The organism is Rhodococcus sp. SGAir0479, assembly GCF_005484805.1.
GTDB lineage: Bacteria > Actinomycetota > Actinomycetes > Mycobacteriales > Mycobacteriaceae > Prescottella.
Window position 1 is genome coordinate 4,703,176 of sequence record NZ_CP039432.1, and the last position, 22,648, is coordinate 4,725,823.

Sequence of the window (22,648 nt, forward strand, 5' to 3'; positions counted from 1 at the left end):
CGACGAGAGTTCAAGGACCCCGACATGTCCCGTTACATCCTCAGTCGCCTGCCATCGGTGCTGCTGGTGCTCTTCCTGGCGTCGGTCACCATCTTCCTGCTGCTCCGGCTCGTCCCGGGCGACCCGGCTGCCACGCTGGCCGGTCCGGACGCGACCCCGGACGTGATCGCCGCGATCCGCCACGACCTGGGCCTCGACCGGTCCGTCTGGGCCCAGTACGCGTCCTGGATCGGGGGCGTGGTGACCTTCGATCTCGGCCGGTCGTACATGCTCGGCGGATCGATCTCGGGGCTCATCGGCGACGCCCTGCTCAACACCGTGGTACTCGCGGCGTCCGCGCTGGGCTTCGCCGTCGTGACCGCGCTGGTCGTCAGTGTCGCGTCGGTGTTGTGGCCGCGGCGGTGGTTGACCGCGATCGTGAACGGCGCCAACACGATCGCCGTCGCACTGCCGACGTTCGTGACCGGCGTCCTGCTGGTCCTGGTGTTCGCGGTGCTGGTCCCCGTTCTGCCCGCTGGTGGGGTGCCGCCGGACGGCTTCTGGGCGCGGCCGGGCATCACCGCGCAGTACCTCCTGCTCCCGGCGGTGTGCCTGGGGCTGCCGGCCGCGGCAGCGCTGACACGCTTCCTGTCCGAGTCCCTGCGCACCGAGCTGCGACGACCGCACGCCGTCACCCAGGAAGCCCTGGGCATCTCCCGGTGGACGATCGTCACCCGCGGTGCCCTGCGCGCGGCCCTGCCTCCCGTGGTGACGGTGCTGGGCATCCAGGCCGGTGCACTTCTCGGGGGCGCGGTGCTGGTGGAGGCGATCTTCGCGTGGCCGGGAGTCGGTCTGCTCATCGAGCAGGGCATCAGCCGGCGCGACTACCCGGTGGTGCAGGCGCTGCTCCTGCTGTCGGTGACGGTGTTCGTGATCGTCCAGCTGGTCACCGATCTCGTGCACGCCACCCTCGATCCCCGCATCCGAATCGGAGCCCACGCATGAGCACGGTCACGACCGACCCCATTCTCACCGCCCGTCCGGTGGCCGCCGGCACCCGCAACCGGCCCGTCCGCGACGCGCTCACCCGCGGACAGGGGCTCGTCGGGGTGCTGCTGGTCGCCACGATCGCGGTCCTCGGGCTGGCGGCCCCGCTGCTGGCACCGTTCGACCCGCTCGAGCAGATCCGCGGGGCCAACCTGCTCGGCCCCAGCAGTACGCACTGGTTCGGCACCGACGAAGTCAACCGGGACGTGTTCACCCGCGCGCTGTACGGCATCCGGGTCAACCTGGTGATCGTTTTCGCGTCGGTGTTCGTCGGCGCGGTCGTCGGCACCCTCGTCGGGCTGGTGACGTCGGTGCACCCGGTCGCCGACGCGATCGCCCAGCGGCTGTTCGACGTGATCCTGGCCTTCCCCGCCCTGATCCTGGCGATCGCGTTGGCCGCCGTGGTCGGACCCGGCGCGCTCACCGTCGGCGTGGTGGTCGTGGCCGCCGAGATCCCGATCTTCGGGCGGCTGGTCCGGGCATCCGTGCTCGAGATCCGGGAACTGCCCTACGTCGAGGCGGCACGGGTGATCGGCGCGGGCCGCTGGTGGATCCTGCGCACCCACATCCTCCCGAACGCGCTCGACACGCTCGCGGTCCAGGTCGCGCTGTCGCTCTCCATCGCCGTGTTCATCGAGGGCGCAATGAGTTTCATCGGCATCGGCGTTCGTGCTCCACAGCCGTCGCTGGGCGCGATCATCTCGGGCTCGGTCCAGAACCTCGACGCCAACCCGATGTACGCCTTCGGACCACTGCTGCTGGTGTCCGGACTCGTGCTCGGCTTCCTGCTCATCGCACAGGCCCTCGGCCGTGCCCGCCGCTGATCGGAGAAGGACGATGACCGCATCGACACCACCGGAGACACCGGTACTCGCCGTCCACGACCTGGTCGTCGGATTCGGCGGCGCGGACCCCGTCGTCGACCAGGTCGACCTCACCGTCCACTCCGGCGAGATCGTCGCGCTGGTGGGCGAATCCGGGTCGGGCAAATCCCTCACCGCGCGCACGGTCCTGGGCCTGCTGCCGGACGGCGCGCACGCTCGGGGCTCGGTGGTCCTCACCGGAACCCAGGTGATCGGGGCCGATCCCGCGACACTGCGGGCGCTGCGCGGGACTGCCGCCGCCATGGTGTTCCAGGAACCGCAGACCGCGCTCAACCCGGTCCAGACGATCGGCACCCAGCTCGCACTCGCGTTGCGGGCGCACGGCAGGCTGTCGCGGGCCGAGGTCCGCGAACGCAGCATCGAACTGCTCCGCCGCGTCGAGATCCCCGAGCCCGAACGCCGGCTCGACTGGTACCCGCACCAGTTGTCGGGCGGTCAGAAGCAGCGGGTCGTCATCGCGTTGGCGCTCTCCGGACGCCCGGCCCTCCTCATCGCCGACGAGCCGACCACCGCGCTGGACGTGACGGTGCAGGCCGAGATCCTCGACCTACTGCGCGGTCTGGGCCGCGAGACCGGCGCGGGCGTCCTGCTCATCACGCACAACATGGGTGTCGTCGCGGACATCGCCGATCGCGTCGCGGTGATGCGTGCGGGCCGGATCGTGGAGCAGGAAGGCGTCTTCGAGCTCTTCGCCGCGCCGGACCACCCCTACACCCGTCAGTTGCTGGCGGCGGTGCCACGGCTGCCCGCACCCGCCGAGTTCCCGGTGCCCGCCCCGGATCCGGTGCCGCCGCGGGACCCGGTCCTGGTGCTCGAGGGCGTGTCGGTGATCCATCCCGGTCGCCGAGGAGCACCGGAGTTCGCCGCACTGTCGGACGTCGACCTCTCGGTCGCGCCCGGGGAGGTACTCGGCCTGGTCGGCGAATCCGGCTCCGGCAAGACCACCCTGGGCCGCACCGCCCTCGGAGTCGTGCGCCCCACCACGGGCCGGGTGGTACTCGACGGCATCGATCTCACCGCCGCGTCGCGCCGTGATCTTCGACTGCTCCGCAAGGGGGTCGCACTCGTCCATCAGGACCCGGGTGCGTCGCTGGACCCCCGCCGGTCCGTGGGACAGTCCGTCGCCGAGCCGCTGGAGGTGCATCGGGCCGCGTCCGGAGCGCTGCTGCGGACGGCGGTCGGTGACCTGCTCGAATCCGTGCGGCTGTCGAGGAGCTTCGCCGACCGACGGCCGGCCGAGCTGTCCGGCGGCCAGCGTCAACGTGTGGCGCTGGCGCGCGCGCTGGCCCTGGCTCCGCGCCTGCTGGTGGCGGACGAGCCGACCAGCGCTCTCGACGTCTCGGTGCAGGCGGAGATCCTGGACCTGTTCGCGGACCTGCGGGAGCAGTACCGCTTCGCGTGCCTGTTCATCAGTCACGAGCTGGCGGTCGTCCACACCGTCGCCGACCGGGTGGCCGTGCTGCGCGGGGGCCGGGTGGTCGAGACCGGACCCGTCACGTCGGTCTTCGGTGCCCCCACCGACGGGTACACCCGCCGACTCGTCGGCGCCGTGCCGGTCCCGGACCCCGTCCGTCAGCGCGGCGAGGCCCCCGCTGCTCCGTCTGCCGGCGCCCCGCTCTCCGCGGCGGTCTGACCGGATTTTCCGAAACCGAAACCCCTATCGAAAGGACGAAACAGATGACCACAGCACTGCGCCCCACCACCGCCGCCGAGGTCTACGCCGCCGGCGGGATCACCGTCACCAAGGTCGGTGAGCACATCGGTGCCGTCATCGAGGGCGTGCGCCTGTCCGGTGACCTGTCGGCCCAGACGGCGGACGCCATCCGCTACGCGCTGGCCACCAACAAGGTGATCTTCTTCCGCGGGCAGCAGCACCTCGACGACGCCGAGCAGTACGCGTTCGCCGGCACGCTGGGAAGCCAGACCACGACGCACCCGACGCTGACGTCCGAGGACAACCGGACGCTCGTGATCGAGGGGGCCGCCAACAGTTGGCACACCGACGTCACGTTCATCGACCGCATCCCCAAGGCGTCGATCCTGCGCCCGGTCCAGATCCCCGCCTACGGCGGTGCGACGACGTGGGCCTCGACCACTGCGGCGTACGAGCAGTTGCCCCCGGCTCTGAAGGCGCTGGTGGAGAACCTGAGGGCGGTGCACTCCAACGAGTACGACTACGCGGAGGTGGCGGCCGGCAACCGGGACCGCGCCGCGCTCGGGGGACGGTTCGCGGAGTTCACCCGAACGGTCTTCGAGACCGAGCACCCGGTGGTGCGGGTGCACCCGGAGACAGGGGAGCGGTCGCTGCTGCTGGGGCACTTCGTGAAGGAGTTCGTCGGGCTCAAGCCGTCCGAGACCACGGCGCTGTTCCAGCTGCTGCAGGCCCGGATCACCAAGCTCGAGAACACCGTTCGCTGGAACTGGGCGCCGGGCGACCTGGCCATCTGGGACAACCGGAACACCCAGCACTACGGCATCGCCGACTTCGGGAACCAGGTGCGCAACATCCACCGCGTCACGCTCGCCGGGGACGTGCCGGTCGACGTGCACGGCAATTCCAGCCGCATCCGGGTGGGCGACGCCTCGCACTTCTCGGTGGTCGACGAGCCGCGCCGGCTGCCCGGTTTCGAGTCCGCCTGACGGGGAGGGAGACGGAAGGGCCCGGCGACCGCACGCGGTCGCCGGGCCCTTCCGTGCGTCATGCGTGGAGGTGTTCTCCGGCGGGAACGACGGCCCGCCCCGCGGACCGTCTCCGCGACGCGCCGATCGCCCGGCACACCAGGTAGATCACGAACGAGATCGTCGTGACGAACGTCGAGACCGGGACGCCGGGCGCGAGCGAGAGCAGGATGCCGCCGACCGCGGCCAGTTCGGCGAACAGCACCGCGAGCACCGTCGCGCGCAGCGGGTCCGCGGTGACGTGCCCGGCCGCGGCGGCCGGGGTGATCAGCAGCGCCATCACCAGCAGGGCGCCGACGATCTGCACGCCCAGCGCGGCGGTGATCCCGACGAGGACCGCGAACACGATCGACAGTCCGCGCACCGGGACCCCGCGGGCGGCGGCCACCTCGGGATCGGTACTCGCGAACAACAGCGGCCGGTAGATCACGGACAGCGTGCCCAGCACCACGACGGCACACCCCAGCAGCAGCAGCAGGCCCGAGTTGCCGGGCGCGACGATCTGCCCCACCAGCAGCGAGAAGCTCGTGCCGGTACGGCCGTCGTACGCCCACAGGAACAACACCGACAGACCCAGACCGAACGCCATGATCACGCCGATCACCGAGTCGCGTTCGCGCGCTTTGGTGCCCAGCAGACCGAAGAGGACGGCGGCGACGACCGAACCGACGACGGCGCCGATCCCGACGCCGACCCCGATCAGCAACGCGGCCGATGCGCCGGTCAGCGACAGCTCCGACGTCCCGTGCACCGCGAACGACATCTGCCGACTCACGATCAGCGGGCCGATCACGCCGGCCAGCAGCCCGAGAATCGCGCCGGCGATCAGCGCCTGCTGGACGAAGTCGTACCGCAGCAGGTCCGCGGTGGTGGAGAAGTCGAGCAGGTGCGACATGGCGTCGGTGAACTTGTTGCTCATGCGTGGTCCTCGGTGTGGTGGACGCCCTCGCCGGGGCGCGGGCCGCAGCCGCTGCCGAGCGCGTCGATGGCGTCGCCGGTCCCGACGACCACGAGACGGCCGCGGACGTGCAGCACCTCGACGTCGGTGCGGTACAGCTCGGACAGCACCTCGGAGGTCATGACCTCCGAGGGCGTGCCGATCCGGAACTTGCCGTCGACCAGGTAGAGGACGCGGTCGACGAGCGGCAGGATCGGGTTGATCTCGTGCGTGACGAACAGGACCGCGGTGTCGTGGTCGCGGCGCCGACGGTCGATCAGTTCGGACACGCGGTGCTGGTTGGCGAGGTCGAGGCTCAGCAGCGGCTCGTCGCACAGCAGCACCTTGGGGTCGCCGACGAGCGCCTGCGCGATCCGCAACCGCTGCTGCTCACCGCCCGACATCGATCCGATCGGCGCGTCGGCATACGCCTGCGCGCCCACCTGTGCGATGGCGGAATCGACGATCGCGCGCCGCCGGGCCCGCCCGAACAGCCCGGTGCCCCAGCGGTGTCCGTCCACGCCGAGCCCGACGAGGTCGCGTCCGCGCAGCGGCAGTCCCTCGTCGAGCGACTTCTGCTGCGGGACGTAGCCGACGTGTGCGTTGCCGGCCCGGGCCGGGGTGCCGGCGATCCGGACGGTGCCGCACGTCGGGGCCAGCTGACCGAGCAGCACCTTGAGCAGCGACGTCTTGCCGGAACCGTTGGGCCCCAGCACGGCGACGAACTCACCCTGCTCGACGGCCAGGTTCAGGTCGGACCACAGCGTGCGGTCACCGAACGACAGGCACGCGTCGCGAAGTTCGACGGCGGGTGTCCCGGTGCCGCTCACGACGCACCGTTCAGGGCGTCGGCGAGCGTCTGCGCGGTCCGGGTCTGCCACTGCACGAAGTCCATGCCCTCGGGCAGGGTCTCGGTGACCTCGACGACGGGCGTGCCGGCCGCCTCGGCGTTCTGCCGGATGCTTTCGGTGACCTTGTCCTCGGTCTGCGCGTTGTAGACCAGGACCCGGACCTTCTTGTCGGAGAACAACTGTCGGGTCTCGGCAATCGACGCCGGTGACGGATCGGTGCCGTTCTCGACGGCGCCGGTGAAGGCCGGGGGCGTGAGATCCTTCAATTTCGCGGCCTCGAGGAGGTAGTAGGCGATCGGCTCGGTCTGGGCGACGGGGGCGTCCCGGTGCGCCGCCGCGATCGCCGCCGTCGTCTCGGACACCCCGCGCAACCGGTCGCGGAACGTCTCGGCGTTGCGGGTGTAGACGTCGGCGCCGTCGGGGTCGAGCTTGCCGAGTTGTTCGGCGATGGCGTTGGCGGTCGCGTCCACGGTCGGCATGTCGTACCAGACGTGCTCGTTGGCGGCGCCGTGCGAGTGGCCGGCGTGCTCCTCGTCGGACTCGGCCGCGTGGGTGCCGGTGCGCTCCTCGTACAGGTCGAACGCGTCGACGGTGGGCTTGGCGCCGGTGGAGTCCAGGACGTCCTCGACGAACTGGTCGTAGCCGCCGCCGTTGAGGACGACGAGATCGGCGTCGCTGATCCTCGCCGCGTCGGAGGGGCTGGCCTCGTACGAGTGCGGGTCGGCCGAGGGCTCGGTGACGATCGAGGTGACCTCGAGCCGGTCACCGGCGACGGCCTGCGCGACACTGCCCCACACGTTGGTGGAGGCGACGACACGGAGCGGGCCGTCGGCGTCGGGTGAACTGCCGCACGCGGTCAGGGTGACCGCGGCCAGGGCTGCACCGATGGTGGCCGCGGCCGAGCGGAACACGGTGGACTGGCGGGGTTTGCGCACGACATTCTCCCTGAACACGACTTGGCGCTGAGTGGGCCGAAGCCGGCCCTCGAACGTTAATGGTAACCGTTTCCGTTTACAGACTAGCGGAAGTCGCCGGAACGCCTCCCGCGAGGTAGGCGTCTGGTTCGCCCTGCCGCCGTCGAACCGATACCGTCCCGTTATGCCAAGGTCTCGTCAGCCGCGTCGTCCGGCCACTCTGGCCTCGCTCGCCGCTGAGCTCAAGGTCTCGCGGACCACCGTCTCGAACGCGTACAACCGCCCCGACCAGCTGTCGGCCGAACTGCGCGAGCGTGTGCTGCTGGCCGCCAAGCGACGCGGGTACCCCGGACCGGACCCGGTGGCCCGGTCGCTGCGGACCCGCCGCGCCGGTGCGGTGGGGCTGCTGCTCACCGAGACGCTGAGCTACTCGTTCCGCGACCCGGCCGCGATGAGCTTCCTGGCCGGGCTCACCGAGTCGTGCGAGGCGGCGGGGCAGGGGTTGCTCCTCGTTCCCGCCGGACCCGGACGCGACGACGTCGAGGCCGCCGCGGTGGTCCAGCAGGCCGGCGTCGACGGGTTCGTGGTGTATTCCGTGGCCGACGACGATCCCTACCTCGCGGCGGTCCGGGAGCGGCATCTGCCGACCGTCATCTGCGACCAGCCGCGGGGAATCCCGGGCGTCTCGCTCGTCGGCATCGACGACCGGAGTGCCATGCGGAAGGTGGCCGACTATCTGATCTCCCTCGGCCACAAGAGGATCGGCGTGCTGTGCATGCGACTCGGCCGGGACCGGTCGGACGGTGTGGTCGAGGGCGAGCGGCTGCACGCCCCCAACTTCCACGTCCAGCGCGAGCGTCTGGCCGGCATCCGGGACGCGATGACCGACGCCGGCCTCGATCCCGAGTCGCTCGTCGTCGTCGAGCGCTACGAGCACACCGCGCGGGCCGGGCACTCCGCCGCCGCACAGGCGCTTGCGATCGACCCGCGGATCACCGCCCTCGTGTGCACCACCGACGTCCTGGCGCTCGGGGCCCTGGACTGGGCGCGGCGCGAGGGCATCGACGTCCCGGGGCGGTTGTCCGTCACGGGGTTCGACGGCGTCGAGGAGGCGCTGCGGGAGGGCCTCACGACGGTGCGCCAGCCGCAGGAGGACAAGGGCCGCCGGGCCGGAGCCCTGCTGATGTCCGGGTCCGACAGCGGCATCACCACTGCCCTGATGCTCGAGACGGAGCTGGTGCACGGGCACACCGCAGCCTCCCCGCCCGAGCCCTAGCGTCGGGCCCCGCTCGCCCTACCTCCGCGCGTCGGCGCTCAGCAACTGCGCGCACCGCAGCAGACCGAGGTGGCTGTACGCCTGAGGATGGTTGCCCAGCGAGCGCTCGGCGACCGGGTCGTACTCCTCGGCCAGCAGGCCCGTGGGTCCGGCCGCGTTCACCAACTGCTTGAACAGCGCCTCCGCGTCGGACCGCTGACCGATCAGCAGGTATGCCTCCACCAGCCAGGCGGCGCACAGGTGGAAACCGCCCTCGATGCCCGGCAGTCCGTCGTCGTGGTGGTACCGGTACACGGTCGACCCGCTGCGCAGTTCCCGCTCCGTCGCGACGACGGTCGCCGCGAACCGCTTGTCCATGGGGTCGATCAGCCCGGACAGGCCGATGTGCAGCGTCGCCGCGTCCAGATCGGTGCCGTCGTAGGCCGCGGTGTACGACTCGACGTCCGCGTTCCAGCCCTTCTCGATCACTTCCTCGGCGATCTCGTCTCGCAACGCCGCCCACGTCTCCCGTGCCGGACGACCGAACGTCTCGGCCAGTCCGAGCGCGCGGTCGACGGTGAGCCAGCCCATCACCTTCGAGTACACGTGGTGCCGGGGGTTGTCGCGGATCTCCCAGATGCCGTGGTCGGGTTCGCACCAGCGCCGCTCGACCGCCTCGACCATCGCGGACACCAGTTCCCAGTCGCGGTCGGTCAGCGCGTCCGACCCCGTGATGCCCTTCTTCTGCCGGGCCAGGGCCAGGTTCGCGATCAGGTCCACGATGGGCCCGAACACGTCGAGCTGCACCTGCTGGTTCGCGGCGTTGCCGACGCGCACCGGCCGCGAGCCCGCGTAGCCGGGCAACGAATCGATCACCGCCTCCGGGGGCAGACCCGCTCCGTACAGCGTGTAGAGCGGGTGCAGCCGCTCCGGGCCGTGCAGCGTCTCGAGCACCCCGTGCACCCACTCGAGGTAGTTCTCCGCCTCGGCGAGGGAGCCCAGGCTCACGAGGGCCGCGGCGGTCAGGGCCGCGTCGCGCAACCAGCAGTAGCGGTAGTCCCAGTTGCGGACGCCGCCGATCTCCTCGGGCAGCGACGTCGTGGCGGCCGCGAGAATCGATCCGCTCGGCGCGTGCACCAGGCCGCGCAGCGTGAGCGCCGACCGCTTCATCAGATCCGGCTTGAGCGGTGGCAGGTCGAGCGTGTCCGCCCAGTCCCGCCAGTACGACTCGGCCAGCTCCCGGCGTTCCGTCTCCGACAACTGCGAAGGGCCCAGATCCTCTGTGCCGCAACGGAGTTCGAGGACCACCGGCCCCTGCGACGGGTCGACGACCGCGAACGCGGTCTGCTGGGTGCCGTCGGTGGTGATGTCCCAGTGCACGCCGGGGGAGCGCAGCACCATCGGCTCGCTCGTGCCGGAGACCCGCAACCCGTCGGTGTCCGGCTCGAGCTGGACCGGTACCTGACCGAACTCGGGGCGCGGAGCGAAACTCACGACCGCCTTCGCGCGGCCGGTGATCACCCGGGTGAGGTCGGTACGACTCGGCTGGACGTCGTGCGGCAGATAGTCGGTGACCGTGAGGCTGGCCCAGCGGGTCTGCACCGTCATGGTGCCGTCGATGTACTGCTGGCTCAGCGGCAGCGCCTCGCGCTGCGGGCCGACACTGAAGTGGCCGGCCTCGGTGCCGCCCAGCAGGTGCGCGAACACGGCCGCGGAGTCGGGTTCGGGGTGGCAGAGCCACGTCATGTTCGCGTCGGGCGTGATGAGCGCGACGGAGCGGGGGCTCGCCAACATGGTCAGGCGTTCGATCGGCGGCGCGTCCGCGCCGGAGAGCCACGTGCGCCGTTCCTCGAGGAGGAACGCCAGCGCGGCGGCCACGTCCTCGGTGGAGTCGACGCGGAACGCGGCCAGCGTCTCGCCCTCGCCGACCTTGATGCCGAGGTCGGGGCCCTGCAGCCGGCCGAAGGCCTTCTCGTCGGTGACGTCGTCGCCGAAGAAGACCGCGGCGGTGGCGGCCTCCTGGTGGCGCAGGATGTCGAGTGCGTTGCCCTTGTCGGTGGCGATGACGGCCAGCTCGATGACGGACTTGCCCTCGGTGACCTGTACGCCGGTCCACAGCGCCGCCTCGGCGTGGACGGCGGCGAGGGCCTTGGCGCCCGCCTCGGGGCTCGCGTTGCGCACGTGGAGCGCGGCGCTCGCGGGCTTGGTCTCGACCGTCACACCGGGGTGCAGGGCAGCGATGCGGGAGAGCTCCGCGGTCACCTCGCCCAGCAGTTTGCGGGCGTTCGCGTCGATGGCGTGCACGAAGCCCACGTCGAACTCCGAGCCGTGGCTGCCGACCAGCTGGACCTCGGCGGGCAGCCGGGACAGCGTCGCGAGGTCCTTGAGGGCGCGGCCCGAGATGACGGCGGCGGTGGTCGCGGCCAGCCCGGCCAGCGCGCGCAGTGCACGCACCGACTCGGCATGCGGGTACGCCTTCTCCGGGTCCGAGACGATGGGTGCCATCGTGCCGTCGTAGTCGGATGCCACCAGCAGGCGCGGAGTCCGGGCCACGGTGGACAGGGCCCGGCGAAGTTCGATCGGCAGATCCAGAGCGCTCACAGCTTCAAACCTAAGCGATTGACGGCGCGCTGGCGCGTCGCGTTTCCGCCCGGTGGGTGCTACCGGGCCTGGACGGGGACGCGGGAACCGTCGCCGAGCAGCAGTTCAACCGTCAGTTCCAGGCGTTTCGCAACGTCCGTGGCGGACGAGCGACGCGTGAGCCACGCCACGAGATTGGACAGCCAGACGTCACTGATGACGCGGGCGATCGCGAGTTCGTCCTCCGTGGGCACGCCGTCCGTCATGGCCCGCGCGAACAGTGTGTCCATGAGCTTGCCGACGTGGTCGACCTCCGCGGCCGCGGACGCGTCTGCGAACATGAACGCTCGCGTCATCGCCTCGGTGAGGAGCGGATCCCGCTGCATCGCCTTGGTGATCTGACCCAGGATCAGCTGCATCCGCTCGAGCGGACTGCGCCCCGGCGGAATCTTGCCCTTGGACTCGATCCGCTCGAACTCGCGCGCGAGCGCGGACACCAGCAGGTGCACCTTCGACGGGAAGTAGCGGTAGAGGGTGCCGACGGCGACATCCGCCCGTTCGGCGACGGCGCGCATCTGCACGGCCTCATAACCGCCCTTGGATGCCAACGCGAGGGTCGCATCGAGGATCCGCTTGCGCCGCTCGCGCTGCGCGTTCGAGCTCAGATCGTCGTCGCTGAGGGTCGAGACCGTGGCCCCAGTGGAACGGGATCGAGATGAGGTGGTCATCGACAGTTTCCTTCACGCCTTGACTCTTGACGGCCGAACATATTAGAACACGTTCTAGATGAAGATGCCATCCAGGAGAGGCGGGTAGCCGTTGTGACAATCGCCACGACCGACGAACAGAAGGCGGTCCAGGAGTCGATTCAGGCGTGGGCCCGATCTGCCACTCCGGTCGCAATTTTACGCGAGGGACCTGCGGACTTCTGGCGCCGCTCGTGGCCGGCGGTGGCCGGATTGGGCCTGTTCGCGGTGGGGGTTCCGGAGTCCGTCGGCGGGGTCGGCGGACAGCTCGTCGACCTGGCCGCCATGGTCGAACAGGCCGCCGCCGAACTCGTGGGCGGCCCGGTGTTGTCGACCGCGCTCGCCGGGGTGGTGCTCGGGCGCAGTCGGGGCGCCGCCGCCAAGCAGTGGGCCGGCCGGATCGCCGAGGGCGAGCTCCCCACCGCGGTCGTGCTCGACGCGGGCCCGATCACCGCGACCGCCGACGCCGACGGCGGGCTGGTGCTGCACGGCGACGGGGGCAGTGCGTTGGGTGCGGAGCCGGGGGTGGCGGTGTTGCTACCGGTGCCCGGCGGAGACGGGGACCCGGTGTGGTGTCTCGTCGACCCCGACGCGCCGGGGTTGTCCGTCGAACGGCTCGACATCCTCGACAAGAGCCGCGGCGTCGCGCGGGTGCACTGCGACGGCGTCGTGGTGGCGGCCGACCGGATCGTCTCGGGGGTCGCGCCCACGCTGGTGCGTGACCTCGCAGCGACCCTCGCCGCCGCCGAGGCCGCCGGTGTCGCGGGTTGGACGCTGAACACCGCGGTCGAGTACGCGAAGATCCGTGAACAGTTCGGCAAGCCCATCGGCTCGTTCCAGGCGATCAAGCACCTGTGCGCCGAGATGCTCTGTCGTGCGGAACAGGCGCGGGCGGTGGCCTGGGACGCCGCCGTCGCGGCCGAGGACGCGCTGCCCGACCCCGACGCGGGCGACGCGGGCGAATCGGAACTGCCGGTCGCCGCGGCCGTCGCGGCCGCCGTCGCGCTCGACGCCGCGGTGGCCAACGCCAAGGATTGCATTCAGGTGCTCGGCGGCATCGGGTTCACATGGGAGCACGACGCGCACTTCTACCTGCGGCGGGCGGTCTCGAACCGGCAGTTTCTCGGCGGGAGCAACCGTTGGCGTGCCCGCGTGACCGAGCTGACCCGGTCCGGCGCCCGCCGCCACCTGACGATCGACCTGTCGGAGCTGGAATCGGAACGGTCCGCCATCCGGGACGAGGTGGCCGCGCTGGCAGCGGTGCCGCAGGCCGAGCGCCGCGTCGCACTGGCCGAATCGGGCTACGCCGCGCCGCACTGGCCGCGACCCTACGGCCGCGGCGCGAGCGCTGCCGAGCAGATCCTCGTCGCCGAGGAGATGGCGGCGGCCGGCGTCGAGCGTCCCGATCTCGTCATCGGGTGGTGGGCGGTGCCCACCGTGCTCGAACACGGCAGTCCCGAACAGATCGAGCGTTTCGCGCTACCGACGCTGCGCGGCGAGATCACGTGGTGCCAGCTGTTCTCCGAGCCCGGTGCGGGCTCCGACCTGGCGTCGCTGCGCACCGTCGCCGAGAAGGTCGACGGTGGCTGGAAACTCAACGGGCAGAAAGTGTGGACGTCGCTGGCTCGCGAGGCGGACTGGGGAATCTGTCTGGCCCGCACCGACAAGGATGCGCCCAAGCACAAGGGCATCACGTACTTCCTGCTCGACATGCGCGCCCCCGGCATCCGGATCTCGCCGCTGCGGGAGATCACGGGCGACGCCCTGTTCAACGAGGTGTTCCTCGACGACGTGTTCGTCCCCGACGACTGTGTGGTCGGTCAGGTGAACGGTGGCTGGCGGCTCGCCCGCACCACGCTGGCCAACGAGCGGGTCGCGATGAGCGGCGGCTCGTCGCTCGGCAAGGCGGTCGAGGAACTGCTCGAGCTGGCGGGCGACCCGGACCCGGTGACGGCCGATCACCTGGGTGCGCTCATCGCCGAGGCCCTGGTCGGATCGCTGCTCGAGTTGCGTACGACGCTGCGGCAGCTCGACGGGCAGGATCCGGGGCCCGCGTCGAGTGTCCGCAAGCTCGTCGGCGTCCGGAACCGGCAGGCCGTAGCCGAATTCGCCGTCGAACTGGCGGGGGAGGCCGGGTGGGTGGAAGGTCCGCTCACCCGCGAGTTCCTCAACACCCGGTGCCTGTCCATCGCGGGCGGCACGACGCAGATCCTGCTGACCGTCGCCGCCGAGCACCTGTTGGGGCTGCCCCGCGGCTGAGCGGCTCCGAACGGCCGAACGCCCGCGCCGACCATTCGACAGGCGACGCGGGCCACGGGACCGGTTGCGCCGCTTGCCTTCTCCCGGTTGCGCCGACACGTCGGGCCCCGCCCCTTGCATAGGGAGGCGGGGCCCGGCGGTGCCTCACATCCCCGCGAGGGGGAGAGCGGGGGGGTGGAGTATCGAGAACTCTGCAGGGGCGGCGCGGCGGCGGTGCTGCCGGAACGGCCTCGAATTCCGTGGGTCGTCACCGCCGTCAGCCCGTGTCTTTCTCTCGAAAACCGCTGGCCGCCTGCAGTGTTCGAGTGTTACCGCGGATCGGTCTCCGCATATGGGCGTGCGTCCGCAACGCGGACAGCAGCCCGTTGCGGCGTCCGGTGTCGGGGTCGACCCGCAGCGCCTCCCCGATCCGGGAACCGGTGGCGTCGAACTTGCGCTCGGACGAGGTCTCGGGAGCGTCGTGGGAGGTCCGTTTCAGCAGGCGGTCCGGCAGGGCGAGCTTGTGGATGGTGCGCAGCGCGAGCAGGTACTGCCGGCTGAGCGGTCCGGTGGTGTACGGCAGGTCGTACTTGTCGCACAGCGCCCGCACCCGCACCGCCATCTCCGGGTACCGGTTCGACGGCAGATCGGGGAACAGGTGGTGCTCGATCTGGTAGCTCAGGTTGCCGGTCAGGAAACCCATCACCGGGCCGGCGTCGATGTTGGCGCTGCCGAGCATCTGCCGCAGGTACCACTGCGCGCGGGTCTCGGTCTCGAACTGCTCGGCGGTGAACTTCTCGGCGCCGTCCGGGAAGTGCCCGCAGAAGATCACCGCGTACGCCCACAGGTTGCGCACCAGGTTGGCCGTCGCGTTCGCGGTCAGCGTGTGCTTCCACGCCCGGCCCGTCAGCGCCGGGAACAGTACGAAGTCCTTGCCGACCTGACGCGCGATCTTGATCGCGAATTCCTTGTTGGGAGCCGAATTCCACTGCATCGGGTCGACGCCCTCGAGCACCTTCTGCGCCTTGAGGTCGTGCAGCGCGATGCCCCACTCGAACCCGGCCGCGAGGATCACGTTCGCGACGGGCTGGAGCAGGTTGATCGGCCGCCACTTCTCGTCCCGCGTCATCCGCAGGATCCCGAATCCCACGTCGTCGTCCATCCCGACGATGTCGGTGTAGGTGTGGTGCGAGTAGTTGTGGGCGCGTTTCCAGTGCTCCGACGGCCCGGTCTGATCCCACTCCCAGGTGGTGGAGTGGATCTCCGGATCGTTCATCCAGTCCCACTGCCCGTGCATCACGTTGTGCCCGAGCTCCATGTTCTCGATGATCTTGGCGAGCGAGAGCATCGCCGTGCCCGCGACCCACGCGGGCCGGCGGCGGCTGCCGAAGAGCACTGCGCGCCCGCCGAGTTCGAGGGAGCGTTGCAGCCGGATCACCCGCCGGATGTAGCGGGCGTCGCGGTGCCCCCGCGACTCCTCGACGTCACGGCGGATCTCGTCCAGTTCACGGCCGAGGGCTTCGATGTCGTTGTCGGTGAGGTGAGCGAACTCGTTGATGTCGGTGATGGCCACCGAGTGGTCCTCCGTCGGGATCGGGTGTCGGGGCCTGGTGTCGACGCGGACCGGCGAGTACGAGTGAACGAGAAAGCGGCACACCGTCGGTGCCGGCGGGGATCGACGTCTCTACGCGTGGTCGGCGGACCGATCCTCCGGTGAACCTCACGCTACCTGGCATTTCGCACTCATGCGAAACGACGCCGCTTCGGACCGCAGCGCCGCGCGGTCGACGCGTACGCTGACTGTGTCGAGGTGCTAGGTGGTGATCTGGGTGCTCCGGCGCACGAAGGTGGTACCGGTGAACCCGAAGGATCGTGCCTGGGATCTCAGCTATGCGGCCGGCTGGAAACTGGTGCGTGTGCTGCCTGAGCGATGGGCGATGCACCTGTTCGGTGTCGCGGCCGATTGCGCGGCACGGGGCGGTGGACCGGAACAGCTGCGCCGCAATCTCGCGCGGGTCCTGTCGATCACCCCCGCTCAGGTTTCCGACGACCTCGTCCGCGCAAGTCTTCGTTCGTACGCCCGCTACTGGTGTGAGGCCTTCCGTCTGCCCAGGATGAATCCGGAGCAGGTGGCCGCTGATCTCGAAGCCTCGGCGGCGGGACTCGAGCACATCCACGACGCCGTCGCCCGCGGGAGCGGGGTCGTTCTGGCGTTGCCGCACAGCGGAAACTGGGATCTGGCCGGAGTGTGGGTGGCCCGGCGGATAGGGCCGCCGGTCGTCGTCGCCGAGCGACTGCGGCCGGAGTCGCTGTTCCGTCGTTTCGTACGTTTTCGTGAGGAGTTGGGCTTCGAGATAGTGCCCCTCACCGGTGGCGCACAGCCGCCGTTCGAGCAGTTGAGTAGGCGGTTACGCGAGGGGCGAGTCGGGTTGCTCGCCGAGCGGGACGTGACCGGCGCGGGTGTCCCTGTGGAGTTCTTCGGTGAACGCGCCCGGATGCCGGTGGGTCCGGCCCGTCTCGCGCTCGATACCGGTGCCGCGCTCCTTCCGGTGCACTGCTGGTTCGCCCCCGGCGGGTGGGGATGCCGCGTCGATCCACCGATCGATGCGGTGGGCGGGGTGCAGCGCATGACGCAGGCGTTGGCCGATCGGTTCGCGGCCGGTATCGCCGCACACCCCGCCGATTGGCACATGCTGCAGGGCGTGTGGGCATCGGACGTCGACGCCGTGCCGTGACTTCCGGGCGAACGCGGTCTCGCTCCTCCGGTCTCGGTGGCCACATCAACGCAGGGCTCGACCTCGCGGACGCGACCCGTGCCGGATGAGCGTGCGAATCGCGAATTCATCGGTGCCGAGGGTGTGCACGACGTCGCGGCAGGCCGTATCGACGGCGTCGACGACGATGGCGAGATCGGCGTCCGCGCTGGTGGTCACTTCCATCACCACGGTGCGTCGCCCCCGTTCGTCGATTGCCTTGCCCTTGGCGTCCGTGATGTCGTGTCGGTGGGTCAGCGAGGTCGCGGCGGCCGTGGCGACGTCGCCGAGGTCGACTGTGGCCGAGCCGGTGGTGCCGAGGCCCGGAAGCTGGATCGGATGCGCGTGAGGGGCGGGAGTATGGGCGTAGATCCAGCGGACCGCGGCGATGATGAAAACGACGCCTGCCGCGCCGACCGCCCAGGGCCACCACTGTTTCGTCGTGGCCTCCACCACCGCCGGCGCGGTGATCGTGTCGGGGAATCTGGCGACCGCGTCGGTGCTCCAGACCAGCGCCCCCGCCCCGAGTGCGATGAGCACCAGTCCGACGACGGCTGCGGCGGCGCGGTCCACCGCTGAGGTGACCCGGGTCATCTACCTGCCTCCTGTGCGCGTGCGGACGACGAGTTTCGGCCGTCGTTGCATGGTGTCGATCACGGGGGCGATCGCATCGCGGACATGCGTGGTGATGGCCGCGTCGCCGGCGTCGGTGACGGTGGCTCGGACGGTGAGCTTGCGGGAGGTCGCGGTGGAGCGTGCCTCCAGAACTCCGGGAACCGTCCTGGCGGCCGCGGTCGCGCACTCGGCCAGGTCGGCCGGACGAATCCAGACGGCGGAACGAGCGCGGAGCGGGAGCGCGATCTGCCGTCGTGGTCGGACCGCCGAGACGACCATCCACACTCCGAGGAGAACGGCAGCGATGCCCGCCGGAATCATCCACGGTTCGAAGCGCAGGCCGTCGACCCACTCCACGACCGCATCCACCCACTTCCGACCGTCGACCCATCCCAGGGCGATCGTCGTGTCCCGAAGGGCGATTACCCCAGCGGCGAGCAGTGCCGCCGCGAGCAACGCCCCGGCCCAACTCGCCGCGGGCGGAGCGGAAGGGGTCCGGGCCGGGGCGGGAACGCGGTGCGCCGCACGGTCACCGGGTGTGCCGTCGGCGTCGCTTTCGTGTCGATCGGCGCTCATCGGGCATCGTCGGTCTCGTCGTCGGTGGGGCCGTCGATCGCGACACGAAGCTTGGTGACGGCCAGGTCGATGCCGTCGACGTGATAACTGCCGTAGTCACGCAGCGCCGTGGTGACGTTGTCGTGGACCGCGCGGACGAGCGGCGGCAAGGGCCGGCCCCACCGGACGGCCAGGTCGATGTGCACGCGGATCCGACGGCCCGCCGAGAGCACTCGCGCGCGGGGGAGGGCACGTCCGGTCAGCCGATCCATGCCCGCGGAGTAGGCCAGCACCCCCGGCGTGGTCGCCGCGGCATGCTCGGCCAGCTTCCGGGCGACACGGTCGTCGACATTCAGCGCGCCGCGAGACCCCGCGTCGGCACTGTGGATGTCCTCATCCTCGGCCATGGCCGCGTCCCCTCAACAGTGGCGAGAGATCGATGTCCCCGTCGTAGTGGGCACCCAGCAGATAACCGATCGCCCCGAGCACGAGTGCGATGAGAAACCCGGTGAAGCCGCCGGCAGCGGCGGCGACGGCGAGCAGAAGGCCCGCGATCAGGCCGATGGAAGATGTGCGCATGAGCACCTCCGGCAATGGAGCTCCGGCATCCGCGGGGCGGACGTCAGAGCGTGATGTACCTGACTCGTCGGCCGTGCCGCACCGGCCGCCGCACCCGCGCGAGGAGACGAGCGGCGTGTCGCGCGAACCGTGGCCGGGTGGCCACGATCGCGGTCTCCGACGCGATGTCGGCTGAACGGGCGGCGGGGAAGCGACGATCGATCTGTTCGAGGGCCCGGACGAACCGGGCAGGATCTCCGCCCCGGTCCGGATGCAGGTGCCGGGCGGCGGCCCGGCGGGCGGCAGCCCGGCTGGGATAGGAGTCCCAATCGTCACGAAAACTCATGTCCGTTCCGTTCCGTTCCGCGCTACCCGGGCTCGACGATGTCGGCGATCGTCACGTCGATACGCACGTTCTCCGCCAGCGCCCGCCGAATGCGGGCCGCGAGCTGCGGCAGCGGCACGCCCCGATACGCCGTCACGTGAACGTCGACGGAACCGTCGTCACGCAGACGCACCCCCAGGATCCGTTCGTGGGGGAGATAGGTGGCCACTTCACCGAACATGCCGCCGTCGAGTGCCGCCACGCCGGGGACCCGGGAGACGATCTCGGCTATTCGTGCCGCCGTGAGCTCTTGCGACGCCGCGTCCATCTCGGTGCGCTGCGCTGTCTACTCCACGCGCGGAGGCGGCGGCGAGCTGGAACCGTCGCTCGGTTCCTCGTCGAGGTAGACGTCGTGCACCGTGATGTTCACTTCGGTGACCTCCAATCCGGTCATGCGCTCGATCGCGGCGATGACGTTCCGTCGGATCCCGGCGGCGAGGTCGACGATGGACACTCCGTAGTCGGCCACGATGTCGATATCGATGGCAGTTTGCTTCTCACCCACCTCCACCGACACGCCCTGTGCACGGTTGACGCTGGCGCCGGGGATACGTTCGCGCAATGCACCGACCATGCGTGTCGTACCGCCTCCGAGGTCGTGCACGCCGTTGACCTCGCGAGTCGCGATGCCCGCGATCTTGGCGACCACGGTGTCGGCGATGGTCGTCGTGCCGTGCGAACTGACCAAGGCGGAATCGCCGTGAGAGGTGATGCTCTTGCTGCTCGAGGAGCCCTGGGGTTCCGTCATCGTCTCAACTCCTTCCCGTCGCGAAGGCACGTCGCCCTGTCCTCGGACCCGTTTCGCGCCGTCGGACCCGCCGGACTCGGTGACTGCACCCTGCGCCATCCGTTCCCCGCATCGCGGGCTACCCGTTCTCACGGGGTTCATGCATGCGGCGGCCGGTGATTCGACTCGGTGACGGGTGCCCGTCGGAGGCACACCGGTCGGACCCGTGGAGCTACGCGCAGCAGTTGGGGTCGAGCACTAGGCGGAGGGCATCGAGAGCCTCGCTGCGGGCGCGGTGGTAGACGTTCATCCCACGGCGCTGCGAGACGACCATCCCGGCCTTGCGTAGTTGGCCGAGGTGGTGGCTGACAGTCGACTCCGCCAGGTCGACGCCGGCGGCGAGATCGCACGTGCACACGGCGCCGTCGGTGGCGGTGAGCAGGATCGACATCACCTTTATCCGGACGGGATCGGCGAGCGCCTTGAGTCGTAGCGCGACCTCGAGTGCAGCCTCGTCGCCCATCGGCGCGGCCGAGATCGGCGCGCAACAGATCGGCGCGCTGACGTCGACGACCGGCAGGGCTTTCGGCATGGCGACGATCCTACCGATCCATCTTGACTTATGTCGAAATCGTGGCACTCTGCAGGTGCACAGTAATTCGATATATGTCGCACAGCTGGAGGCTGTCATGTCCCGTGCACAACTCGCACTCAACGTCGACGACCTGGACGAGGCGGTCACGTTCTATTCGAAGCTGTTCGGTACCGGGCCGGCGAAGCTCGAGCCCGGGTACGCGAACTTCGCGATCGCCGAACCGCCGCTCAAGCTGGTGCTGCTCGAGAACCCTGGCAAGGGCGGCACGATCAACCACCTCGGCGTCGAGGTCGAATCTTCGGAGAAGGTCCACGCGGAGATCGCGCGCCTGACCGACGAGGGACTGTTCACCGACGAGGAGCTCGGCACCACCTGTTGCTTCGCCACCCAGGACAAGGTGTGGGTGACCGGGCCGGCCGGGGAGAAATGGGAGGTCTACACCGTCCTCGCCGACTCCGACACCTTCGGCTCGAGCCCGCAGCATCTCGATGGCCCGCAGGGCTCTCGCGCAGGTGTCTGCTGCGGCACGGCCGCGGACGCGGAGCCGGAGGGCGGCGAGGGACCGGCTGCGGGCCGCAATTCCTGCTGCTGAGCCGGGCGGTCAGCGCTGGACGGGCCGTGCCGTCAGCTCGGCGACCAGGGCCTCGACATCGGCCCGTATCTCGTCGCGGATCGGGCGGACCGTGTCGATCCCGACCTGGGCCGTGGGTCTCACGGCTCCTTCACTGCCGCCGGACGGGCGGTGGTTGGGGGTGGAGTGAAGCGTGCGCGTAGCGCGAGGGAGACGTAGACCAGGCCGACGAGTACCGGCACCTCGATCAGTGGGCCTACGACCCCGGCCAGCGCCTGCCCGGACGTCGCGCCGTAGGTGGCGATCGCCACGGCGATTGCGAGCTCGAAGTTGTTGCCGGCGGCGGTGAAAGCGAGGGTGGTGGTGCGCTCGTAGCCGAGCCCGATGCCGGCTCCGAGCAGGTATCCGCCGCCCCACATGATCGCGAAGTACGCCAGCAGCGGGATCGCGATCCGCAGCACATCCATCGGCTGCGAGGTGATCCGATCGCCCTGCAGTGCGAAGAGGATGACGATCGTGAACAACAGCCCGTAGAGCGCCCACGGCCCGATCCGAGGCAGGAACTTCTGCTCGTACCAGGTGCGCCCCTTGGCCTTCTCGCCGTAGTGGCGGGTCAGGAACCCGGCCAGCAGGGGGATGCCGAGGAAGATCAGGACCGACTTGGCGATCTGCCACGGCGAGGTGTCGATGGTTGTCTGTTCGAGGCCGAGCCAGCCCGGCAGTACCGAGAGGTAGAACCAGCCGAGCATGGCGAACATGAGCACTTGGAAGACGGAGTTGATCGCCACCAGCACCGCGGCGGCTTCGCGGTCACCGCACGCGAGGTCGTTCCAGATGATCACCATCGCGATGCAGCGGGCCAGGCCGACGATGATCAGCCCCGTCCGGTACTCCGGCAGATCGGGCAGGAAGACCCAGGCCAGGGCGAACATCAGGGCGGGCCCCAGGATCCAGTTCAGCAACAGTGATCCGAGCAGCATCCTGCGGTCGCCGGTGACGGTGTCGAGGCGGTCGTAGCGGACCTTCGCCAGCACCGGGTACATCATGATCAGCAGGCCCAGCGCGATCGGCAACGAGATGCCGTCGATCTCGACCGCGCTCAGGGTGTCCCCGAGACCCGGGATCGTCCGCCCCACCAGCAGGCCGGCGTCCATCGCCACCCCGATCCACACCGGCAGGAACCGGTCGAGGGTGGAGAGCTTGCCCGCGACAGCCGGGTGTGTACTCGTTTCGGTCACCGAGCCGCCTCCGCGATCGCGGCGTCGGGCACGCAGACAGAGCTCTCGACGACACCCGCTTCGGAGGACAGCACCGCCGACAGTTGCGCGAGCGCGGACGGGATCACCCGGTAGTACACCCACGTGCCGCGCCGCTCGCAGTCGAGCAAACCGGCCTCCCGCAGCACCTTCAGATGGTGGGAGATCGTCGGCTGGGACAGCTCGAACGCGGGCGAGATGTCGCAGACGCAGCTCTCCCGGTTCTCGTGGCTGGCGATGAGGCTCAGCATCCGCAACCGGGTCGGGTCGCTGATCGCCTTGAACATCCGAGCCAGGTCCGTGGCTCGGTCCTCACTCAGGGGTGCCCTCGCCAAGGGCGGACTGCTCAGGCCGGTGCCGGCTTCCAGCTGTATCGACATCTGTCGATATTGACATGTATCCAATCAACGTTCCGATCCGGGCCGGCGTCGTCGGGGTGAAGGCTGCGCGCACCGAGTCGTCGAGTTGTGGTGTCGATCACGCCGACCCGTCTCGGCGGGGGGCTGCTCCGAACGGCTGGTGT

General features: G+C 70.1%; 24 protein-coding genes. 8 read left to right on the plus strand and 16 right to left on the minus strand.

Annotation, left to right across the window (positions count from 1 at the left end; all coding sequences use genetic code 11):
• Window positions 1–24: 24 nt before the first annotated feature.
• From E7742_RS21820 to E7742_RS21835, 4 genes are read left to right on the plus strand one after another with little or no spacing between them, the layout of a single operon-like run.
• The gene (locus E7742_RS21820; RefSeq protein ID WP_137800848.1) at window positions 25–984 is read left to right on the plus strand and encodes an ABC transporter permease; all 960 of its coding nucleotides are present in this window, start codon (window positions 25–27) and stop codon (window positions 982–984) included.
• Window positions 981–1,850 carry an ABC transporter permease gene (locus E7742_RS21825; RefSeq protein WP_137800849.1) on the plus strand — a complete coding sequence of 290 codons (870 nt, stop codon included), beginning with the start codon at window positions 981–983 and terminating at the stop codon, window positions 1,848–1,850. The genes E7742_RS21820 and E7742_RS21825 overlap by 4 nt, the downstream gene beginning before the upstream one ends.
• A gap of 13 nt (window positions 1,851–1,863) precedes the next feature.
• Window positions 1,864–3,543, plus strand: coding sequence for a dipeptide ABC transporter ATP-binding protein (locus tag E7742_RS21830; RefSeq protein ID WP_137800850.1), 1,680 nt, complete (start codon window positions 1,864–1,866; stop codon window positions 3,541–3,543).
• A gap of 44 nt (window positions 3,544–3,587) precedes the next feature.
• Window positions 3,588–4,550, plus strand: coding sequence for a TauD/TfdA dioxygenase family protein (locus E7742_RS21835; RefSeq protein WP_137800851.1), 963 nt, complete (start codon window positions 3,588–3,590; stop codon window positions 4,548–4,550).
• 58 nt (window positions 4,551–4,608) lie between these two features.
• Here E7742_RS21835 and E7742_RS21840 read toward each other — a convergent pair whose 3' ends face one another.
• From E7742_RS21840 to E7742_RS21850, 3 genes are read right to left on the minus strand one after another with little or no spacing between them, the layout of a single operon-like run.
• Window positions 4,609–5,508 (minus strand): metal ABC transporter permease, encoded by a 900-nt coding sequence (locus tag E7742_RS21840; RefSeq protein WP_137800852.1) that lies wholly within the window; start codon window positions 5,506–5,508, stop codon window positions 4,609–4,611.
• Window positions 5,505–6,356: a metal ABC transporter ATP-binding protein gene (locus E7742_RS21845; RefSeq protein WP_137800853.1), complete on the minus strand. Its 852-nt coding sequence runs from the start codon at window positions 6,354–6,356 to the stop codon at window positions 5,505–5,507. The genes E7742_RS21840 and E7742_RS21845 overlap by 4 nt, the downstream gene beginning before the upstream one ends.
• On the minus strand, window positions 6,353–7,312 hold the full coding sequence (locus tag E7742_RS21850) for a metal ABC transporter solute-binding protein, Zn/Mn family (RefSeq protein WP_137800854.1): 960 nt from the start codon (window positions 7,310–7,312) through the stop codon (window positions 6,353–6,355). Before E7742_RS21850 ends, E7742_RS21845 begins: the two co-directional genes overlap by 4 nt.
• Window positions 7,313–7,475: 163 nt before the next feature.
• On the opposite strand from E7742_RS21850, the gene E7742_RS21855 reads away from it, so the two are divergent.
• Entirely contained in the window at window positions 7,476–8,567 is a 1,092-nt protein-coding gene (locus tag E7742_RS21855) for a LacI family DNA-binding transcriptional regulator (protein ID WP_137800855.1), read from the plus strand.
• An 18-nt stretch (window positions 8,568–8,585) separates the two neighbouring features.
• Here E7742_RS21855 and otsB read toward each other — a convergent pair whose 3' ends face one another.
• Together otsB and kstR are read right to left on the minus strand one after the other, a co-directional pair.
• Window positions 8,586–11,147, minus strand: coding sequence for a trehalose-phosphatase (gene otsB / locus E7742_RS21860; protein ID WP_137800856.1), 2,562 nt, complete (start codon window positions 11,145–11,147; stop codon window positions 8,586–8,588).
• 59 nt (window positions 11,148–11,206) lie between these two features.
• On the minus strand, window positions 11,207–11,854 hold the full coding sequence (gene kstR, locus E7742_RS21865; protein WP_137800857.1) for a cholesterol catabolism transcriptional regulator KstR: 648 nt from the start codon (window positions 11,852–11,854) through the stop codon (window positions 11,207–11,209).
• Window positions 11,855–11,947: 93 nt separating this feature from the next.
• Between kstR and E7742_RS21870 the strand changes: the two genes are divergently transcribed.
• Entirely contained in the window at window positions 11,948–14,131 is a 2,184-nt protein-coding gene (locus E7742_RS21870) for an acyl-CoA dehydrogenase (RefSeq protein WP_137800858.1), read from the plus strand.
• Window positions 14,132–14,387: 256 nt separating this feature from the next.
• On the opposite strand, the gene E7742_RS21875 is transcribed toward E7742_RS21870, so the two are convergent.
• Window positions 14,388–15,683: a fatty acid desaturase family protein gene (locus tag E7742_RS21875; protein ID WP_137800859.1), complete on the minus strand. Its 1,296-nt coding sequence runs from the start codon at window positions 15,681–15,683 to the stop codon at window positions 14,388–14,390.
• A 283-nt stretch (window positions 15,684–15,966) separates the two neighbouring features.
• Between E7742_RS21875 and E7742_RS21880 the strand changes: the two genes are divergently transcribed.
• A complete protein-coding gene (locus E7742_RS21880) occupies window positions 15,967–16,845 on the plus strand; it encodes a phosphatidylinositol mannoside acyltransferase (RefSeq protein WP_137800860.1) in 879 nt (292 codons plus the stop codon).
• Between the two features lie 45 nt (window positions 16,846–16,890).
• Here the strand turns inward: E7742_RS21880 and E7742_RS21885 are convergent, their stop codons facing one another.
• The 8 genes from E7742_RS21885 to E7742_RS21920 all read right to left on the minus strand — a co-directional run bounded on the left by E7742_RS21885 (window position 16,891) and on the right by E7742_RS21920 (window position 20,295).
• Window positions 16,891–17,457, minus strand: a complete 567-nt coding sequence (locus E7742_RS21885; protein WP_137800861.1) for an alkaline shock response membrane anchor protein AmaP — start codon at window positions 17,455–17,457, stop codon at window positions 16,891–16,893.
• On the minus strand, window positions 17,458–18,054 hold the full coding sequence (locus tag E7742_RS21890) for a DUF6286 domain-containing protein (protein WP_137800862.1): 597 nt from the start codon (window positions 18,052–18,054) through the stop codon (window positions 17,458–17,460).
• Complete coding sequence (locus E7742_RS21895; protein ID WP_137800863.1) at window positions 18,051–18,440, minus strand: Asp23/Gls24 family envelope stress response protein; 390 nt, start codon at window positions 18,438–18,440, stop codon at window positions 18,051–18,053. The genes E7742_RS21890 and E7742_RS21895 overlap by 4 nt, the downstream gene beginning before the upstream one ends.
• Window positions 18,427–18,612: a DUF2273 domain-containing protein gene (locus E7742_RS21900; protein WP_137800864.1), complete on the minus strand. Its 186-nt coding sequence runs from the start codon at window positions 18,610–18,612 to the stop codon at window positions 18,427–18,429. The genes E7742_RS21895 and E7742_RS21900 overlap by 14 nt, the downstream gene beginning before the upstream one ends.
• Window positions 18,613–18,655: 43 nt before the next feature.
• Complete coding sequence (locus tag E7742_RS21905) at window positions 18,656–18,937, minus strand: hypothetical protein (RefSeq protein ID WP_137800865.1); 282 nt, start codon at window positions 18,935–18,937, stop codon at window positions 18,656–18,658.
• 22 nt (window positions 18,938–18,959) lie between these two features.
• A complete protein-coding gene (locus E7742_RS21910) occupies window positions 18,960–19,244 on the minus strand; it encodes an Asp23/Gls24 family envelope stress response protein (protein WP_137800866.1) in 285 nt (94 codons plus the stop codon).
• Between the two features lie 18 nt (window positions 19,245–19,262).
• Window positions 19,263–19,724, minus strand: a complete 462-nt coding sequence (locus E7742_RS21915) for an Asp23/Gls24 family envelope stress response protein (protein ID WP_137800867.1) — start codon at window positions 19,722–19,724, stop codon at window positions 19,263–19,265.
• Window positions 19,725–19,935: 211 nt separating this feature from the next.
• Window positions 19,936–20,295 (minus strand): Rv2640c family ArsR-like transcriptional regulator, encoded by a 360-nt coding sequence (locus tag E7742_RS21920; protein WP_137800868.1) that lies wholly within the window; start codon window positions 20,293–20,295, stop codon window positions 19,936–19,938.
• Between the two features lie 97 nt (window positions 20,296–20,392).
• Here E7742_RS21920 and E7742_RS21925 point away from each other — a divergent pair, with 97 nt between their 5' ends.
• A complete protein-coding gene (locus tag E7742_RS21925; RefSeq protein WP_137800869.1) occupies window positions 20,393–20,890 on the plus strand; it encodes an ArsI/CadI family heavy metal resistance metalloenzyme in 498 nt (165 codons plus the stop codon).
• A gap of 119 nt (window positions 20,891–21,009) precedes the next feature.
• Here the strand turns inward: E7742_RS21925 and arsB are convergent, their stop codons facing one another.
• Together arsB and E7742_RS21940 are read right to left on the minus strand one after the other, a co-directional pair.
• Window positions 21,010–22,107 (minus strand): ACR3 family arsenite efflux transporter, encoded by a 1,098-nt coding sequence (gene arsB / locus E7742_RS21935; RefSeq protein WP_137800870.1) that lies wholly within the window; start codon window positions 22,105–22,107, stop codon window positions 21,010–21,012.
• A complete protein-coding gene (locus E7742_RS21940) occupies window positions 22,104–22,505 on the minus strand; it encodes an ArsR/SmtB family transcription factor (protein ID WP_137800871.1) in 402 nt (133 codons plus the stop codon). Before E7742_RS21940 ends, arsB begins: the two co-directional genes overlap by 4 nt.
• Window positions 22,506–22,648 lie beyond the last annotated feature (143 nt).

Coding starts and splice junctions, on each gene's coding strand:
- E7742_RS21905 (WP_137800865.1), bottom strand. CDS start 18,937: ATGAGTTTTCGTGACGATTGGGACTCCTATCCCAGCCGGGCTGCCGCC.
- E7742_RS21835 (WP_137800851.1), top strand. CDS start 3,588: ATGACCACAGCACTGCGCCCCACCACCGCCGCCGAGGTCTACGCCGCC.
- E7742_RS21910 (WP_137800866.1), bottom strand. CDS start 19,244: ATGGACGCGGCGTCGCAAGAGCTCACGGCGGCACGAATAGCCGAGATC.
- E7742_RS21890 (WP_137800862.1), bottom strand. CDS start 18,054: ATGAGCGCCGATCGACACGAAAGCGACGCCGACGGCACACCCGGTGAC.
- E7742_RS21885 (WP_137800861.1), bottom strand. CDS start 17,457: ATGACCCGGGTCACCTCAGCGGTGGACCGCGCCGCCGCAGCCGTCGTC.
- E7742_RS21840 (WP_137800852.1), bottom strand. CDS start 5,508: ATGAGCAACAAGTTCACCGACGCCATGTCGCACCTGCTCGACTTCTCC.
- E7742_RS21920 (WP_137800868.1), bottom strand. CDS start 20,295: ATGCCGAAAGCCCTGCCGGTCGTCGACGTCAGCGCGCCGATCTGTTGC.
- E7742_RS21925 (WP_137800869.1), top strand. CDS start 20,393: ATGTCCCGTGCACAACTCGCACTCAACGTCGACGACCTGGACGAGGCG.
- E7742_RS21940 (WP_137800871.1), bottom strand. CDS start 22,505: ATGTCGATACAGCTGGAAGCCGGCACCGGCCTGAGCAGTCCGCCCTTG.
- E7742_RS21900 (WP_137800864.1), bottom strand. CDS start 18,612: ATGCGCACATCTTCCATCGGCCTGATCGCGGGCCTTCTGCTCGCCGTC.
- kstR (WP_137800857.1), bottom strand. CDS start 11,854: ATGACCACCTCATCTCGATCCCGTTCCACTGGGGCCACGGTCTCGACC.
- E7742_RS21830 (WP_137800850.1), top strand. CDS start 1,864: ATGACCGCATCGACACCACCGGAGACACCGGTACTCGCCGTCCACGAC.
- E7742_RS21915 (WP_137800867.1), bottom strand. CDS start 19,724: ATGACGGAACCCCAGGGCTCCTCGAGCAGCAAGAGCATCACCTCTCAC.
- E7742_RS21825 (WP_137800849.1), top strand. CDS start 981: ATGAGCACGGTCACGACCGACCCCATTCTCACCGCCCGTCCGGTGGCC.
- E7742_RS21895 (WP_137800863.1), bottom strand. CDS start 18,440: ATGGCCGAGGATGAGGACATCCACAGTGCCGACGCGGGGTCTCGCGGC.
- E7742_RS21820 (WP_137800848.1), top strand. CDS start 25: ATGTCCCGTTACATCCTCAGTCGCCTGCCATCGGTGCTGCTGGTGCTC.
- E7742_RS21855 (WP_137800855.1), top strand. CDS start 7,476: ATGCCAAGGTCTCGTCAGCCGCGTCGTCCGGCCACTCTGGCCTCGCTC.